General features: G+C 30.6%; 12 protein-coding genes. All 12 read right to left on the bottom strand.

The genetic code is table 11. The annotated features are described in order from the left end of the window. Window positions 1-42: 42 nt before the first annotated feature. On the bottom strand, window positions 43-1320 hold the full coding sequence (locus tag I2G61_RS08655) for a hypothetical protein (RefSeq protein ID WP_139248681.1): 1278 nt from the start codon (window positions 1318-1320) through the stop codon (window positions 43-45). A gap of 37 nt (window positions 1321-1357) precedes the next feature. Next, a complete protein-coding gene (locus I2G61_RS08650) occupies window positions 1358-3655 on the bottom strand; it encodes a YfhO family protein (protein WP_072686014.1) in 2298 nt (765 codons plus the stop codon). A gap of 23 nt (window positions 3656-3678) precedes the next feature. Continuing rightward, on the bottom strand, window positions 3679-5472 hold the full coding sequence (locus tag I2G61_RS08645; protein ID WP_195548159.1) for a hypothetical protein: 1794 nt from the start codon (window positions 5470-5472) through the stop codon (window positions 3679-3681). A gap of 25 nt (window positions 5473-5497) precedes the next feature. Next, window positions 5498-6889, bottom strand: a complete 1392-nt coding sequence (locus I2G61_RS08640; RefSeq protein ID WP_195548158.1) for an MBOAT family protein — start codon at window positions 6887-6889, stop codon at window positions 5498-5500. A gap of 11 nt (window positions 6890-6900) precedes the next feature. Further along, window positions 6901-8136 carry a hypothetical protein gene (locus I2G61_RS08635; protein ID WP_195548157.1) on the bottom strand — a complete coding sequence of 412 codons (1236 nt, stop codon included), beginning with the start codon at window positions 8134-8136 and terminating at the stop codon, window positions 6901-6903. Window positions 8137-8164: 28 nt separating this feature from the next. Beyond that, window positions 8165-9265: a DegT/DnrJ/EryC1/StrS aminotransferase family protein gene (locus I2G61_RS08630; protein ID WP_195548156.1), complete on the bottom strand. Its 1101-nt coding sequence runs from the start codon at window positions 9263-9265 to the stop codon at window positions 8165-8167. After that, window positions 9262-9672, bottom strand: a complete 411-nt coding sequence (locus I2G61_RS08625; protein ID WP_195548155.1) for an FdtA/QdtA family cupin domain-containing protein — start codon at window positions 9670-9672, stop codon at window positions 9262-9264. The genes I2G61_RS08630 and I2G61_RS08625 overlap by 4 nt, the downstream gene beginning before the upstream one ends. Next, window positions 9665-10609, bottom strand: a complete 945-nt coding sequence (locus I2G61_RS08620; RefSeq protein WP_195548154.1) for a glycosyltransferase family 2 protein — start codon at window positions 10607-10609, stop codon at window positions 9665-9667. The genes I2G61_RS08625 and I2G61_RS08620 overlap by 8 nt, the downstream gene beginning before the upstream one ends. 73 nt (window positions 10610-10682) lie before the next feature. Next, entirely contained in the window at window positions 10683-13016 is a 2334-nt protein-coding gene (locus I2G61_RS08615; RefSeq protein WP_195548153.1) for a YfhO family protein, read from the bottom strand. A gap of 361 nt (window positions 13017-13377) precedes the next feature. Beyond that, window positions 13378-14232, bottom strand: a complete 855-nt coding sequence (locus tag I2G61_RS08610) for a UbiA prenyltransferase family protein (RefSeq protein WP_195548152.1) — start codon at window positions 14230-14232, stop codon at window positions 13378-13380. Continuing rightward, window positions 14229-16409 (bottom strand): hypothetical protein, encoded by a 2181-nt coding sequence (locus tag I2G61_RS08605; RefSeq protein WP_195548151.1) that lies wholly within the window; start codon window positions 16407-16409, stop codon window positions 14229-14231. The genes I2G61_RS08610 and I2G61_RS08605 overlap by 4 nt, the downstream gene beginning before the upstream one ends. 230 nt (window positions 16410-16639) lie before the next feature. Next, the gene (locus tag I2G61_RS08600) at window positions 16640-18523 is read right to left on the bottom strand and encodes an LTA synthase family protein (protein WP_229100720.1); all 1884 of its coding nucleotides are present in this window, start codon (window positions 18521-18523) and stop codon (window positions 16640-16642) included. Window positions 18524-18773 lie beyond the last annotated feature (250 nt).

Below are 18773 nucleotides of genomic sequence, written 5' to 3'. Positions count from 1 at the left end.
TTCGGGTTGTGAATTTTTCAGAGAAGAAAACACGCTATAAACTTACTCTTCAGCATTTCGCAATAATGACAGGGTTGAAAAAGCAGCGCACTGAATTGCGAATGAAGCAATAATTAAAATACGATACGTATAAAAATAATGCATAAATGAATGATTCCGCAAAACAAGAATCCAAACTAAGGGGACACATACGAAACAGGCCATTATCAGTATTTTCTGAAAGAATACCCGTTGATCGTGAATCAGTAAAGCGACGATTGAAGGAATTTTCGTTATTAATGGAATATAGAATAAAAGAGCATAGGGTAAACGCTGCAGCAATTTCAGATTTTTTTCTAATACCATGGAATAGGTTAGTTCCAAATTCTTCACTTCATCGTTAGTACGCAGAATAATCTGTTGGATCGCATCCAGATAAATATTCTCATGAAGAACCAGCGTAGCTACAGTCCACTTCCCCACCCACATCAGGGCATAACCACCGATCCAGGCGCAGGCTATCGCCGCAAAAGTGATCAAAGATTCTAAAATAGTCGTTTTCTTTTTACCGCTGAATAACAAAAGAACCGCCGGAATTCCAAACGTAATCAGAGGATAAGTCAACAGGTCAAAGTAATTGGTCACCACTCCGATAATGAAAAAGAAATAAATCGCATTTTTTCTTTGATCCAGGTTCTCTCGGAAATGAAATAATAGAATCGTCGCAATCAATGTGATATACACAATAAACGAATACTGTAAGCAATAGGCCGTAGCGACAGGCATTAGAAAGACAAAAGCAACTAATAAGGGGATCACTAGCTTCCTGCCGCCCTGTTCCGCCATTGTTTTTACAGCCAGACCTAACAAAAGGATTTGTAAAAACAGGTTTAAGATGCGAAAGTCGAGATAGGTCATTGAAGACAATGCCAGCTTTAGCGGCAGCAGGTATCCATGCCAATATCGTGCATAGGCGTAGACCTCTTTCCCTTCTGTCTTTTCTTCAACAAGATCCAGAAAGCTTTGTTGCATCGTTTGTTCCTCGTTGAAATAATGATGTGCTGCCACAGCATTAATAAAGTTACTTTGATCACTCTCATAAATCATCGTATTCATCATCAGAGCATCCGTATATAAATCCAGCATGGTGGCGTCATCGTTTTCGATAACCCTGAAATATTCCGACTCCATTTCCTTTTCAAAAACTTCCAGGTTCTCTGTAAGATTTTCTTTTACGGGCTGAACAGGAAGTGAAAAAGCGATAGTGTTCAGAGCCAGCCCGCTCACTATCGCTATCAATAAAATCAAAATCAGATTTCTTATTATTTTTAATGTGTTCATGTTTGTCATTATAGGAAACTTATGAATGCATGTCAAATTAAGATTTTCTAAATTTTTTTAGTGTCTTACTTTTAATTTCCTTGTGTTCATTTAAGATCACAATGACAAATCCAAGTCCGCCAAGTAAACTCAAAACAGATCCACCTTTAAAACCATAGGGTGTAAAATTTAACTGGATTTGATGATAACCTGGCTCTAACAACATTCCTATAAATCCATTATTCACTTTATAAATAGGAATAGAATTGTCATTATCAACAGCTTTCCAGCCTTTACTGTAGGGTATTGAAAAATATAAAATCGAAGGCTCATTTACTACCTCTATATAACCTTTTATTCCATTGTTATACTTCTCCGTAACAGTAAACGAAACTTGCGGTTCCTCTGAATTAGCAACTCGATTCATTAAAATCTCTGGAATAATTAATGTTGTACTCCATGTCCACGACGTCATTTGATCTTTTAACGATTCATCCCAATCCCAACTTGCTAAATGATTCGGATTTACTTGGTTTTCACTAACATATGAAGAATAGGTTAAGCCAATGGACTTAAAGTCCTGAAGCTTCCAAGCTTGATATTCATTAATATCAAACGCCTTTGTTACGCTTAATTCTTGAGGCAGTTCCTGTTGGTTTTTAACTAAGATATATTTTACACCTAAAGATTTTAATTGTTCCTCTGAATTCAGGTTAACATTATGCCAGTTTATTCCATTGTTCTTCAAATATTCTGTTAACTCTGGTTCATAAGTAGAATCATAAGTAGCAGTTGACATATATCCCAAAGGTAAGGATTGATTTTTATTCATATCACTGATCGGCATCAGTTCGTCTGGATTGATATAAATTCTAAACATAAGGTCTTCATCTACATCCTGCCAATATTTTAATATATTTCTATCAATAGACGGAATAAACGAACGATAATCCTTACTTAAATTCCAACATGTCAATGTCATGCTAAAACACAATTCAAGGTATACGCAAAAATATAAAAACTTAATCAGGCCTTTCTTTATGAATATGCAGTAAATTCCGCCAACCAGTAAATAAATTAAACTCAGCAATAAATGATAATTATGATCAGGCAAAACAACGGTTTTGTTCATAAAGCCAATGACTAAATAGATTATATACAAAATCACATAAACAGCATAACCTTTAATCAATTTGTTTGTCCAATCATGAATATGTTCTAAGACATAACCAGTCATTAACAATCCAAAAGTAAATATCAAAAACGACCAGCGAAATGAGGGTTGGGATAAACCGTGCATAACAGAATTAAATGGTTTATAGAAGGCTATGGTCAGCAAAATTAGATAAGGAATTACCGTCGTGATTCTAAATTTTTTATTACTAAAAATCAGCGAGCTAAACAATGTTATACAGCCTAGTACAGAAGCATAAATTGAATACCAATAGTCATGTCCATTAAAACCACTGACAAAAATATAAGGAATGGTTGTATAAAGTGTCGCAGGAGGTGTAATATAACTAAAAAGAAAACCCATATAAACTCGAAATTCCCAAAAATTATTCCACGTATTATATTCACCTAATCGGGAATTCCCTAACATATACAAAATTGCAGGTAAAACAATAATACATCCCATGAAAAAACCTATAAAATAATAAAACACTAAAATGAAAGCTTTTGCAAAAAACTTCTTTATATTAAACGAATATCTGCGTATCCACGTATGCCAGAAATATAAAGGCAAAAACAGTGTGGTCGGAAACATTAAATAATAATTGGTTATAAACAAAAGAAAAACTGAAAAGATGAATAAACACTTTTTATTTCTGTTGAAATAGCATTCAATCCCCCAAAGCAACAACGGAAAAAAAGCATAAAAGCGATGAAACATATATTGACCCACAAAAATTGTAGATGTACCTGATAATGCATATATTAAAGAGAGCAACAGAATAACATTATTATTTTTAAAACCATATGCATTAAGATAACCCGAAAAGAATAACCCCGATAAAAAAATTAGCGTTAATGATTCGATCATCAGTGCTACATCCAAATTGCTGCGCATTAAAAAGAGAAATGGAAGAAATATATCGCCAACAACATAATACGCTTTTGACGCGTAAAAATTATTCCCTAAAAAGGTATTCCACGAATAAAACGGGAATTCTCCATTTGTTATAAACTTTTCAATTAATCTCAGCCATTCATCATAAAAATAATTATACTGCAGTCGCTGATCAGCATTAAATAAGAATTCACGTCCGCCTAAAATATATATGCCAAAAATCATAAATATGGCTGCTAACAACATAAATATTAAGTTTTTATTTCTGGATATCCATGCTTTCATATTAGCTATATAACGCTCCCTACTTATTCTGATAACAAATTAAACTCATAAAGTTCTGGATTATGTGGGTAAAAACTCCGATAGCGATCACTAATTTCTTTTCGCATTTCATTTGGAACTTGTTCTACTCTTTGATAAATATTGATATGCACATCATTGTCTAAATCATATTCTCTAACTATACGATAATAAGGACCATACTCTTCAGAATTCAGCATAAATTCTGCTAATATACTGACACATTTCTGATTTTCTGCACCAAACTGAAGTTGAATAGGATCCGCAACAACAATATAGTAATACTGAAAAAAATCAGCGGGTATTCCATCGCGGTAATCATAAGCATCAGCAACCAACAAATTTGCTACCCCTTCATTCTTCTCTGGAAAAAAGGCATTTCTTAACATATCATCGTTAAATAATACAGAATTAGATAAAACATATACGTATTCATATTCATTAGGCGTCTTATCTAGAAATTCTGCCATATTTCGGATTTGATCAAGATCATTACGGATTCTCAAATCAGGAAAAGGCGCTGATATCAACACATTTAATTTATCTAAGAATACATCAACTTTGGGATTTTTGCCAAATACCACTGTTTTTGAAAAATTTATACAAATTAAGCAAGCAGAAGCCGCAAGAAGTGCAACACTCTTCTTATCAGATAAACAATCAAGAACCTTCTTTAAACCAAAAATCATCAGAATCATCACAGGGCCATTAATAATGTAATAATGATGAGATCCAAAGCTTTGTACACGATTAAATAAAATAACAGCAACTAATGTTTGGATAACACATAAACAAGTAATTAGACGATGTTCTTTCGATTTAATCCCATAAAAGAACCCGATGATTAGCAAAATGATTAAAAGCCAACCGTAAAATTGAATGAACCAGCCAATAACATAAGCAGCCCCACCAACCTTTGCTACAGAATATGCTTCAGCATAGTTATAAGTTGTGATTGTTTTAAATAAAGGGAAGAATAAAGTTAATAGTATGGTTAATGGAATGATGCCGCAAACAAGCATATTCATAAATTGTACTTTTATTTTTGACTTTGTAAGAGAGTGCGCAGACCCTTCCTTTATTAAATATGCTAAAGTATAAGCAATATAGAAACCTACAATCCAATAAGCAAACCATCGTCTAACTAACAATAGAATTATCATAGATATCCCAATAAAGACATTATTTTTCCAGTCAAATGTATCTAAGCCGCCCGCATAAACTAATAGCAAGATACTGGTAATAAAAGGTAAACCTGCACTGCCGATATATCCGAAAACCATGGAATATAAATTACCCGAAAAGGTAGCGATAAAAAATCCCAGGAAAGCTTTTTTCAGCATTGATTGTTTATCTCCTAAAACCATCAAGCTAAAAATATACAATATTAAATTAGCAGGAAGCACAAAACTATTAAACATAGCTAAAATAAACCGCGGATAAGAGCTTCCTAATAACTGCGTAGGCAGATATAAGAACCATTCGGGTAAATATGAGTATTCTGAATAGTTCAATGAAAACCAAAGGTTATCCAAGGCTTCTTTTACACTTCGATCCATCATCTGATTAAATTCAACTGATTTACGCCAAAAGCCGCCAAAATCCCAATAGGCAATAAACTGTTCTTGTCGCAAATGTAGAAATAACATTGCATTGATCAATACAAAATTAAATACTAAGAAAATTAAAATTGATTTTTTATTGTTTTTAATCGTTTCCCTAATATTTTTGTTGTTCAACAAAATCATAGCTATTAGAATCAACAAAATAGGATATAAGCTACCAACTAAGTATTTCATTTGACACCTCATGTTTTCTAAATAATTAAAATTTAAAATAAATGAAAGGATTATAAGAATTATTCACTAAAAACATCACACACAGGAAAAAAACAAATAACAAATACAGATCACAAATTATTTTTCCATACTTAGTATTGAAAATTTTTAAGCCAACTTTTTTACATAGAGGAAAGCAACCTATTAAAGCAATTACATAGTATTCCCACAAATATAAAATATTTAGATTATTTAATGTAGAGCGATTTATCCCTTCAAAACCAGATAACATTTTCTTGATCATAAATAAAGCGGTCTCACCACTCGGAGCATTGAAAAGAACCCAACCAAACAAAACTAAGAACATGACTATAATCCAATTTAATCCGGGTAATTTTTTTAATACTTTTCCTAAGAACAGTTTTTCTACGATTAAAAGGACACCATAATATAACCCCCATAACACAAAATTAAAAGAGGCGCCATGCCACAAACCAGTTAAACACCACACAGTTAAAATATTCATTATCCATCGAAATTTCGATACACGATTCCCACCTAAAGGAATATAAACGTAGTCTCTAAACCAAGATGATAGTGACATGTGCCATCTTCTCCAAAAATCTGTGACTGATGTTGAAATGTAAGGATAATTAAAATTCTCTAAGAAATGGAAACCAAACATCCTCCCTAACCCTATGGCCATATCACTATATCCACTAAAATCAAAATAAATCTGGAACATGAAACTCACTGCAGCCAACCAATAAATTCCAATTGAAAATGAAAAGATGTTTGTGGATAAAAAAACTTTATCAGAAACAATTGCCATTTGATTAGAAATTATTACCTTCTTACCTAAACCTATTATGAAACGTCTCATGCCATATGCAAAATCATTAAAGTTTTCATTTCTATTTTTAAGTTCTTTGACTATTGTACTGTACCTAACAATAGGACCAGCAATCAATTGGGGAAAAAAAGATACATATAAGATTAGATCAAATACATTTTTCTGAACTTCAACTTGTCCCCTGTAAACATCTACGGCATAAGAAATAATTTGAAAGGAATAAAAACTAATTCCTATTGGTAAACTAATCGAAAGAGCCAGACTATTTAGTTTTAATATCCTTACAATAAAGAAATCATAATATTTAAATAAAAATAAAAACGCAATAATAAATACTATTTCTAGAATTAAATACTTCCTCTTTTTTTCTTGATCATGCGCTTTGCTCATCTTTAATACTAAAATAAAAGTCACAAGGACTTCGAGTAACATCAAACAAACTAATCTGGGTTCTCCCCAAGAATAAAAGAGAAGTGAAAAGATCAATAATACTAAGTTTTTCTTAGCTCTACTTTTTACCAAATAGTATAGTATTAATACCATTGGTAAATAAACAAACAAAAATGTTAAACTACTGAAAAGCATTGACAATCACCTCACTTAGTTGAGCTTTCTTCTATAGTCGTTTGTAACCAGCGATCTCCCCATTTGTCTTGATAATAATAATTTACCAATCCGTAACAAAAAATAACTATGTCTATATCATTTTCTTCTACAAATTTATCATAGTCAAAATACTTGTTATTTTGCATGGTATAATCATATGGCACTAATCTATATGTCTTATTAAATGAAGATGCAAACGTTTCTATGAATCCTCGACTCAATGAATCACCAACTAATAGAACATTCTTTTTATTTTCTTGCTTAAAGTCATACATGGCTAAAGGCTCATAGCTATCGTATGCATAATTATAAAAATAAGGATATTCTTCATTGATTTCATTAATATTTAAGTTTTTAAAATCATTCTCTCCCGTTTTTTTGATCATTTGATCATTATAAATCACATTATAAGCCCCAATATCATAGCTATATTTACAGAACTGATCTGGTTCTAGAATATATCCCGTTCTAGATGAATATGTTCCATAGAAATTCATTCCCACATGACAATCTTCATCAATGGGTTCTTTTGCTTCTTCCCCAATCAAATCCATTATATCATGATACATTTTATCCAAACCTTTATTATTTAAATGATGATCACTAGATTGATAATATTTATAGATATCATCTTCTGATTGAATAATTAATTTATTAAACGGAACTTCTATAGAATCTTCTAAGGTTTTCGTGTAGTATTTTCCAGCTGAATCAACGTCATTAGCCTCATCAAAAAGTCCTGTCTCATGTAAATTCACAGGCAAATATACATAAACTTCAATATTCGAATTTCTTTTTTGAAATCTATTTATTTGATCTGCTTTATCAATAATTCTTTGATTTGAAACATCATCATATACAAGTAAGTTATCCATCATATATTTTGAATTTCCTATCTGACTAACACCGCTTTCCCCAAGTGGTCGTAACACTAAATCTAAGTCTGTATTAAAATAAGCAAGATTTAGAAAGTCATAATCCAATTTTTTCTTTATTTTGACAAAATTATATCTCCCTAAAAACTGATCAGAGAGTACATCTTCAAGTTGATTTTGAAACTCCCCCTTCATATAACTTTTATTTTTCAATGAGTCAACCATAGATAATTTGCGATTTTCTATAGTAGATATTTCTTCATTAGGTAAAATAAAAATTAAAACACCTACAATAGTTAGAACACAAACTATAAATACTGAAAATATTTTATTGTATTTACTATCGTTCATCATATCACCTACTTAACTACCATTTTAATCAACCAACGTATTTATTTAACATATCAACTACATAGTTTATTTGTTCTATTGCTATTCCATTATACAGAGGGAGTGTAACGACTTTATTAGCGATATCTTCAGTAATTGGAAAATCTCCAAGATCATATCCTAAGTATTTATACGCTTCACTTAAGTGTGGAGGCTGTGGATAATGTATATTTAATCCAATCTCTTTTTCGGTACAGTAATTCATAAAACTATCTCGATTTTCTACTTGAACAACAAACAAATGAAATACATGCCCGGCTTCTCCAAATTGCATTTTTGGAAGCTTAATTCTTGGATTTCTAATTTTTTCTATATATCTTAATGCATCTTTTCTTCTCTGTGATGTCAATTCATCAAGATGCTTTAATTTAACTCGAAGCATTCCTGCTTGAAGTTCATCTAACCGTGAATTATGCCCAACTTTTTCAAAATAATACGTTTTTTTTGAGCCATAATTTCTCATCATTCTTATTTCTTCATCAATATCTTGATTATCAGTTATAATAGCACCTCCATCACCAAATCCCCCTAGATTCTTTGTCGGATAAAAGCTAAAACAACCAACATCGCCCCAAGTACCACACTTTTTGCTATTTATTGAAGCACCATGCGATTGCGCGCAATCCTCAATCACTTTCAATTTATATTTTTTTGCAATTCGCATTATTTCAGGCATATTCGCTATTTGGCCATATAAATGTACAACGCATATAGCTTTAGTTCTTTCACCTATTGCATCTTCTATTTTTGAAGGATCAATATTGTAAAACTCATCTGGTTCAACAAATTTTGGAATTAATCCATTCTTAGTGAAACCCATAATAGATGCAATGTACGTATTGGCTGGCACGATAACTTCATCTCCCTGATTTAAATGCAACGCTTCAAAAGCGAGTATTAATGCATCGAGCCCGCTAGCTACTCCCACACAATATTTTGCCTCATTATATTCTGCAAATTCCTTTTCAAAACATCTGACTTCATTCCCCAATACATACCATCCACTATCAAGAACTTCTTCAACTTTTTTTAAATATTCTTCTTTATACATTAAATATTGAGGACGCAATTGATTATTTTCTACTTTCATAGTTTTCCTTCTTTCAATTTTCTAAATTCATTATAATCTCTTATATAGTCTGCTTCATCATAACCTTCGCTTGCTAAAACCATCAATATTGCATCATCATAATATGTCAATGTATGCCATATATGTGGTCCACAGATAAGCCCAACATGAGGATCATTTAATTCGAACTTTTCTTGTTCTCCTTCCGGATTTTCACAATAGGCCACAATTCTTCCCTTTAAAGCAAAAAAGATTTGATAAAGACTTTTATGGGCATGAAACCCTCTGATATTTCCTTCCTTTGTATCAATAACCGTATATACTCGTTTAATATCAAACGGCAACCCAGTATTCCTTTCAATAGCGCTAAGATAACCATCGTTATCGCTTCCATGCGCTTTAAATGCTTGTAAATATACGTTATTCATTCTCATCACCTTCAATTATTTGATCAATAATATATAGAGGTCGTTTCCTCGACTCATCTAAATTTCTCCACATATATTCACCAATTACTCCTAACATAATCATTTGAACGCCCGCTAGCACTAAGACAACAACCATCAGAGAGGTCCATCCAGCTACATTAGTTCCATGCATTAATTTATCATAAATAAGAATTAAAGCTGAGATAAAACCACTGATACTCATTAAGATTCCAAATCCACTTATCCATCTGATCGGAGTATATGAAAACACAATAAAAGTATCAATAAACAGATTTATTCTTTTTCCATAGGACCACATCGATTTCCCTTTTTCACGTGCTTGTCTTGTGTACTCAATAACTTTAGGATTAAAACCTGTCCAAATTAATTGTACATAAATGGAAGAATTTTTTTCTTGCATATTCACTAAGATACTTGAAACACTTCTATCAATCAAAAAGAAATCAAATCCTTGTTCAGGATAATCCTTAATAACTAACTTTCTTACTATTTTATAGTATGTATTCGCAAAAAAGTTTTTTATCCAAGGTTCATTCCGTTTATTTCTTGCTGCAATAACTACTTTTTCACCTGCTTGCCAATATTGAATCATCTCCCCAATCAAATATGGAGGATCTTGCAAATCAGCGCTCATCACTACCATCGCATCTCCAGTAGCTTGACTCAAGCCTGCAATAATTGCTCGAAATTCACCGAAATTTCTTGATAACTTCACTATTTTAACCCTTGAGTCAATACCATGAACTTTTTTCAATTCATCAAATGTTTTATCTTTAGAGCCATCATCTACGAATACTATTTCAAAGTCAATATCTTTATTTTTTTCAAAAACATCCTTTTTAATAACTGAATAAGTCTCTGGAATATTCAATTCATTAAAATAGCAGGGAACTACTATAGAGACTTTCTTTTTCATAAAATAACCTCATTTCACTCATATTCATCATTATATCAAAAAAAGCTCTATAAATTCAGAGCTTCTTATAAATTTAAATTTTTTTTCTTGATTTTCTTCTTGCTTCTCCAAAGATAATAGCAAAAAATAATATTACACCAATACAACTAAATAAAACTCCTAATTTAAACCCTTCCGGAATGAAATACATTTCTATCTTATTTTCCCCATCAAAAATAGGAATTCCAATAAATCCACCATTTACATTATAGGTTTCAATTGGTTTACCATTGTTAAGAATCTTCCACCCTTTATCAAATGGCAGAGTAATAATCATAAAGCTAGATTTTTCACTGTAGCAAGATCCAGTCAAATGATTTCCGCTATACTCTATATTGGTTAATTCAGATTTTACTTCTGATTTTAAATATGATTTTATTTCAGCAGAGTCTTCCTTCTCACATAAGATTGTATCATTTAAAACATCAAGATTTAAATTACTCTCAAGGTATTCTTCATAGGTCATAATTCTTTCGTAGGTCGTTCCTAGTGGTCTATAATTTTGATTTTCAAAGACTTGTATATTACCCCTATACTCTTTCTCTATTAATTTCCAATTTATTTTATCAGGCAACTCATCTTCATTCATAACAAGAGCATATTTGACATTTAAAAATTGTAATATATCAGGATCCTTTATATTAAAGATCATACCAGAGTTGTATTCTACAATTTGAGGTGCCAACTCTTTCAGCTTATTTATACTTGGCGAATATGTTGAATCGTATACCATAAACCCATTTAATTGATAGGCCACTGACATATTATGACTATAAAACCAATATAAGGAGTCATGTGGAACATAGACTCTGTAATACTCCGCATAGTTTTCTTTATTTAAGTAGTTCAGATAATTATTTAATCCATTTTCTTCATCTTGCAAAACATGCGTAACTTTATTAACAAATTCATAAGTGCCTCTATCAGATCTATCAAGCACCTTATTATATAAACTGCACCCAAAAACAGAGGTTTCGACAACCGTTAAGACTAAAAGCCAGGATATCTTATTTTTTATATTTTTTAATATCAGCAAAGAATAGATTGACAGTATTCCTCCACAAAGTAAAAATAATATCCACTGTTCTTTATATAAAGTTAAGAAATCAGAAAAGTCATGTCTAACAAATGAAGTTAATGGAACAACTAAGACACATAAAACCACACTAATAAGTACATATTTTTTTAATTTTCTTTTATTAATATTCTCTTCATCTTCCATGCATTGGCATGCTATCAAAATATTAAAAGTAGAAATTATAAAAGTCCATCTAAATGATGGTTCACTGAAACCATGCATTGCTGCATTCCCAATTGGACATATTAGTAAAATTATAATAATTAAATAGACCAATAAAGTTGCATTCCGAAATTTTTTTTCTTTATAAGATAGTAAAGCTAGTATGCCTAAAGCTGTAAAAGATCCTGCCCAAATGCAAAGTTCACGTGTTACATGCCAATTAGTTTCAAAAACATTACTTTGATATATATACAAATAATTAGGTACAAACATCGCGCTAAGTATATGTAAATAAATCTGTTTATCAGCAAACAACATGTCAGTAGTTAACCCTAACCGATTGTTATCTCTGATATAGAATATTGTTGGAATCAAAGTAAATCCTGTTATTAGAACACCTATGAAATATAAACCTATGATTTTAGCAGTTTTAGATATAAACTTTTCAAAACCATTATTAACTATATAAAACCTATAAATATAGTATACCGGGGTAAAGAAAGATAGAGTATAAAAGAAATACCAATTAGAAAAAGCAAGCATAGATACACTTATGATAAATAGTAGCTTTTTATTATATTTTAAATATCTCTCAATGCCTAGAAAATAGAGTGGTACAAAAACATAAAAGGAATGAAACATGAGTTGACCGCTATAGAATATAGCCCAGCTACTAAATGAATAAGCAATTGACCCAATCCATCGTATTTTTTTATTATATATTATTTCACTTAAAAAAGCATACATTGCAAAAGCTGACAAAATAAACTTTAAGATTTCAAGCAGCAATGCTCTATCAAAAAAATTTATACTATTGAATAATAATCCTAACCATCCAAAAATATCTGTCATTACATAGAAAGTTTGTGACGAATAAAAATTAGTTCCTAAAAACAAAGACCATGAATAAAAAGGAAATGTCCCGGTTTTAAAAAAGTTAGTCACTAAATTTGTAAATTCCATATTGAAAAAAAATTGTTCTGGTTTTAAATCGGTTCCATAGGCTACAGGTCTTTGTGCGATCAAGTTAGGTAAAAACATAAATAAACAAACTATACACACTAATCCACCTAAATAAATATATGGCAATATTTTCTTTCTCGTCTCTATACTCCAAATATTCTTCATTTAACTGATAATACTTCCTTTCTCACTTCAATTCCATTAATACATTAAAACACACTTTAAAGTCTTGTGATTTTATAATATGAATTTGTCTATGCTCAAGTTTGATAAATTCAGACTCCCATTTATACTTATTACTTCATTCTAAACTTATTATTACGATCATAGGCTTGTAATTGAATCTATATTATCAATGATGCATAATTCGGCTATAGGCATCAAATTATCTATAGCTATACTAATTCTATAAATAGTTTACAATTCAATAACGGAATATATCATTTAGATAATCATTAAGTATAATCTTAAATCTATAACTATAAGATAGTTCTTTTTAATCATTCTTCGCGCCTATTCAACAAAATCACCCATACAAAACCATAAACATAAATAAGAAAAAAACAACAACCATGCCAATTAAAATCTTATCATGAAACAAAACTTCCACTGGATCTCCATCCGAACTCCCTTCTATATTTAAACTATATTTCATTTGTATTAAAAGTATAAGGGGGATCGTCCAGATTAGAAATGAAGAATATTTTCCTTTATCAATCATATTAACACACCATAATGAATAAAAAACATCAGATAAAGCCAAAGAGACAGTCATATTTTTATCCAAAAACTCATAATTATAATATTTTAACACTTCTCTAGTTTCTTCTCCATGATCTTGATATTCATTTCGTCTCTTTCCTAGCGCTAAATAAAAAGAAACAGACATAACAGTTAAAATAAGCCAATTCGATAGAACAACACCAGTAATCGCCGCCCCATACAATACTCTTATTAAAAAACCTGAAACTAATATTGCTATATCAATAATAGGCATATTTTTTAATTTTAAACTATATAACAAATTTAAAACAAAGTATAAAAGAAGCCAACTAACTGATGGAATCAATTGTACATAGTTTATATGAATGATTAAGATTATAGTCATTAAACCTAAAACCATACATATTGCTTCATTTTTCTTGATTTGACCTGAAGCTAATGGTCGTTTACACTTGATTGGATGCTTCTTGTCTTTTTCTAAATCACGCAAATCATTGATGATATAAATAATTGAAGAAGTTAGTCCAAATGCCAAAAAACCAAAAAAACTAACTTGCAACAATTTAAAATCAAAAAATGAACCATTGAAAAACATCGGAAATAATATAAGGATATTTTTTATATAGTGGTGAACTCTCATTAATTTTAACCATTTCATAGTTTATTTTCCTTTACTATTATAGATACAAGTAAAACTAAAGATATTACTGAAATTAAATCACATATTATATATGACAATTTACCAACATAATCTAAAGTGATTCTCCCTTCGGAACGATTTAATTCTAATTCAATTAAATTATTCTTACTAATCCTAATGGGAACAGGCTTTTCATTCACTTTTACTTCATATCCTGGATAGAATAATACCGGTAATTCTAAGACGTTATTTTCAGCATCATTGTTAAATTCAAAGCTTAGATGACTTCCTCGACGCTTAAAATTAGTAATTTCTAGTTCTTGGTTACTTTTAACAGTTCCGGGTTCATAGTATAAATAATAAATTTCTGTATTAGCGGGAAAATACCATCCACCAAGCGTATATCTGTCATCATCAACATTGGCTCGATAAGTCTTTGTCGCAACAACTGGAATCGCTTGTTGATATCTGCCTATTATAGGACTAGCTAAAAGAATGGAAAAAACAAATACACAGCCTATGACTAAATTGATTTTTTTACTCTTGTTTAAATAGTTAATCTGCAGTAAACAAACTATAGTCAACAAAACAGTAGCTATAGATATCATTCTCCACGAAAACTGTAAAGTGCTGCCTATGGATTTTAATATGGCAAAAGAGTTATTCCACGGGAAATAGGCTGTAGACCCCCAAAATAAAACAGCCACAAAGCAAACCAATAATAAACCTTGTTTATTATAAGGTATATTCCTAAAAGAATTCTTAAATTGTAATGTTAAATAACTGCAGCCTCCCATAAACAATAACAATCCAACACTAAATGGCATTTGATTTCCTGCATCTAGTGGATAAAACACTGCAAATAACTTCCATATTTCTTTAATCATTGGTTCTTGGATCCCAACCCTCAAATCCGAGATACCTATACCGGTATTAGAAAAATCTAAAAATGGAATTAGCCACCATAAATTGAGTAAAATGAAGAATGTAACTGCCTTGATAACCGAAATAAACCGACCTTTATTTTTTAACAACATAGGCAAATGCATTATTCCAAAAAACACACATACAATTGCGCTCAATTCCGTAGATATTAAATGAGCTTGCAGAATGCACGTCATTGCAATCGAGGATAACCACCACTTTTTTTCATTTCCAAAAAACATTTCATAAATTCCCCAAACAAGCAAAGGGAAAAAAATCATTGCACAAAATTCACCTACCGCAGCTCGTACATAAAGCGCCGTTAATCGATATATTGAAAAGGTATATAAGGTAGCACCTGCTAATCCTACTTTCTTACTTCTAAAAATACTTTTAAAAGAAATATAAGCAATAATAATCGTAGACGCGTTAATTATTAATTCAAATATTCTATACGAATTCATTATAGACATATGACTTAGTCGCAATACAGCAGGAATTATTATAAATAATTCCGGATAGAATACAGATTCAGCCTGCCCATAATATCCAAACTCACTTGAATGTATGCGTATAGGAAAATGCTCTGTTCTAATTGCATCAGCCAAACCTTGTATACGATTCAAATGATATTCTAAATCTTGAAAAGGCGGATTATGAAGACTGTTACTTCCCAATACAGGTAAACTTACAATAACAAAAATGATAATCAATAACGCAAAAATATAAAAGTTATTCCTATCTAAAAGTGTCTCTCGAAATTTTCTGCTAAAATTTATAATAACTAATAGAATTAAGAAAACTACAAGTAATATCTTACAAATAGAATTATCATTATAATATTTTCCTATATAATTTATAGAAATATCTTTGATTTCAATTACCCCTGAACCCGAGAAATAAAATTCAAAATCGCTAATACGTTTATCTAGTGCCACTTCGAATTCTTGCTCCATAACAGAAGTTTCAAGATTTGAATAAGCGAAACTTTTCCCAGCAACATTATTCTCATCCACATATTTTGAGCTAAAAATATTAATACTAACATTACCTTCACTTTTATAATCCATTTTCACTCTATATTCACCTTTGTCTAAAACTGTAGACAAAAACGAACATTGGTTATCATTTAGCGTAATTCTTCCATCTTCTATTTTACAATTTCCATTCACTGTTAGCTCATTACTTTTCAGTGAAACTAAAAATCCGTCACTTAATCCGTAAATACTAAAAAAACAGAGTAATGCAGTTAATATTAACAAGCCGTTCATTATAAGATATCTTATATTCTTTTTCATAGCTCATACCTTTCATTGTTTTTCATTTATGACATTAGTATTCTACATATTATTTATTCGCTTTACAATATCCAAAATCTAAAGAATTCAATTCAGATATAAACTCTTTTCCTTAACAATAATATAACTCTCCTACATTCTAAAAAGTCGGCCTTAATTTCAACAAACTGTTTTAAGACTTTCTTAGTTTTTTTTCTTTAACCTTACTCATCCTCTGCGTACTTTTCTGCATAATAGTCTGATGTTAGTATTTTTTGACTGATCATCACTTCTTCAAAGACCTTATCACTAGTTTCGTTTATTTCCTGGTCCGTAATAAATGGATCCAGTTTAATTACTTTCCCTTTTGTAGCATCATAATAAGCTCTATCTGTCAGCCACGACCGATCTTCAAATATGACTATTCCTTCAGCTTGTGATAAGGCATCACGCCCTATGATAAGCCGTCCCTCTAAGTTGAGATTAAATAAATTACATAGTGTAGGCATAATATCATAAGTTGATGTTACTTCATCTATTGTAAACGGTTTCTCTAAATCCGGTGTCCAAATAATAAAAGGAACTTTATTTATTTCATAGTCATTTGACAAATCGGCAAATAATTCCTTTGTTGCTGATTTTGTTAATCCGTATGGATAATGATCACCATAGATAGCAATTACAGTATTCTCAAGCTGTCCCGTTTTATTCAATTCATCAATCAAAGCTTCAAGTCCTGTATCCAACGTTTTCTGAGCAGCTAAATAACAAAGTGCTTCTGTAGAGTATTTTTCACCGGCTTCACCGTGAAGTAATATGGTTTGCCACAAATCATACTCTAGTTCGTATCTTTCCCTGACATATGGAATATGACCGGAAACACTAATAACGAAGTCAAAAAAGGGCTCACTAATCTCTTGATTTGTAATTTCAACTACTTTTTTGAATAATTCTTTATCATGTATCCAATTGTATGCTTCAACAAATTCAGGACGTTTTTCTAAATTTAAGTCTACCCAATCATATAAATACGTAAAACCATATGAATAATGGAGAGTTTCTCGATTATAGAAATCTTTTTTAAAAGAATGAAATGAATTTGCAGAATATCCTTTATCTTTAAACATTATTGGTAAGGCTTTAGGGAAAACATTTTCATAAAAATCATATGCAAGTGGTCCTTTTTCTATCGATGGTATTTGAGAGGTGAGACTTATAAATTCGCTATCCGCTGTTGCGGATTGATAAACTGGTGCATAATGATTATCAAAATTAATTCCCTGTGTTTTCATCATATACAAAGTTGGGGTAAGCTCCTCATCAATGACGATTGATGACAAAGATTCGCATAACACTAATATTAAGTTTTTTCCTTCAAATATCCCGGTAAACTCATTATTAGTGTTTGTATACCCATGTTCTTCAATATATATATCAATCATAGCTTTTTCTTCATCAATATTATCCGTTTTATTCTTAAGCGTTAATTGTGCATCTCTTAAAGTATATGAATACAATCCAAGTCTTTCAACAGCTCTAGCTCTATTATAAAGTGATTCATACAAATAAGTGTCACTTTCACTTTTTTTAATGCTATCAGAATAATTTGTAAATGTCAAAAATAAACAAGAAGATGTAAAAATAGATACAACTAAAAAGATTATAATTCGTGTTGAAAATGGATATTTAATCTGTCTTCCTTTTGTAATATTAGATAGAACGAAAAGCAACAATGGAACAAAATAAACGAACAAATCAATAGTAATTTTACCCATCGCTTCATTCTTCACTTGAAAAAATTCTTGAAGAATACTTGCCTTTGAAAAGGAAAAAAAAGTAGAGAAATAACTATAATGCAGCGTCTGACTGAAACATAATATTGATAAAACACTTAAAATTAGTATACCTATAAATAACCTAACTTTCTTTCCACAGAGAAATAAGAAAGAACAAAAGAATAAACTAAGAAAAAAATCTACCATTATTACTCTCAAATTATTCAAATTAAAATTTAATTGATATCTAAAATATAAATCTAAAAAAATTATACCAAAGAAAAATATTATTATATCCATGTTACTTAACAAATTTTTCTTCACTTTTCTCATCATTACAGCCTCCATATAATTTTAAAATATTTAAATTAGAACTTAACTATTCTTCAATAAGTGTTTTATCGAATAATATTGTAACAAATACATGTGAGAGAATTAATAGACAAAAAATATTGTAACAAAATAACACTTCCTAACAAAGTGATAATGTATACATCACTGGAAGTAACATTCATTTAATAATCTTACCTTTTATTCGAAACAAAACCTCAAAGAATAAACAATAAAAACAGCAAAACCTAGA

The organism is Holdemania sp. 1001095H_141210_F2 (assembly GCF_015558105.1).
Taxonomy (GTDB): domain Bacteria; phylum Bacillota_I; class Bacilli_A; order Erysipelotrichales; family Erysipelotrichaceae; genus Holdemania.
This window is presented reverse-complemented; position numbering and strand designations above follow the sequence as displayed.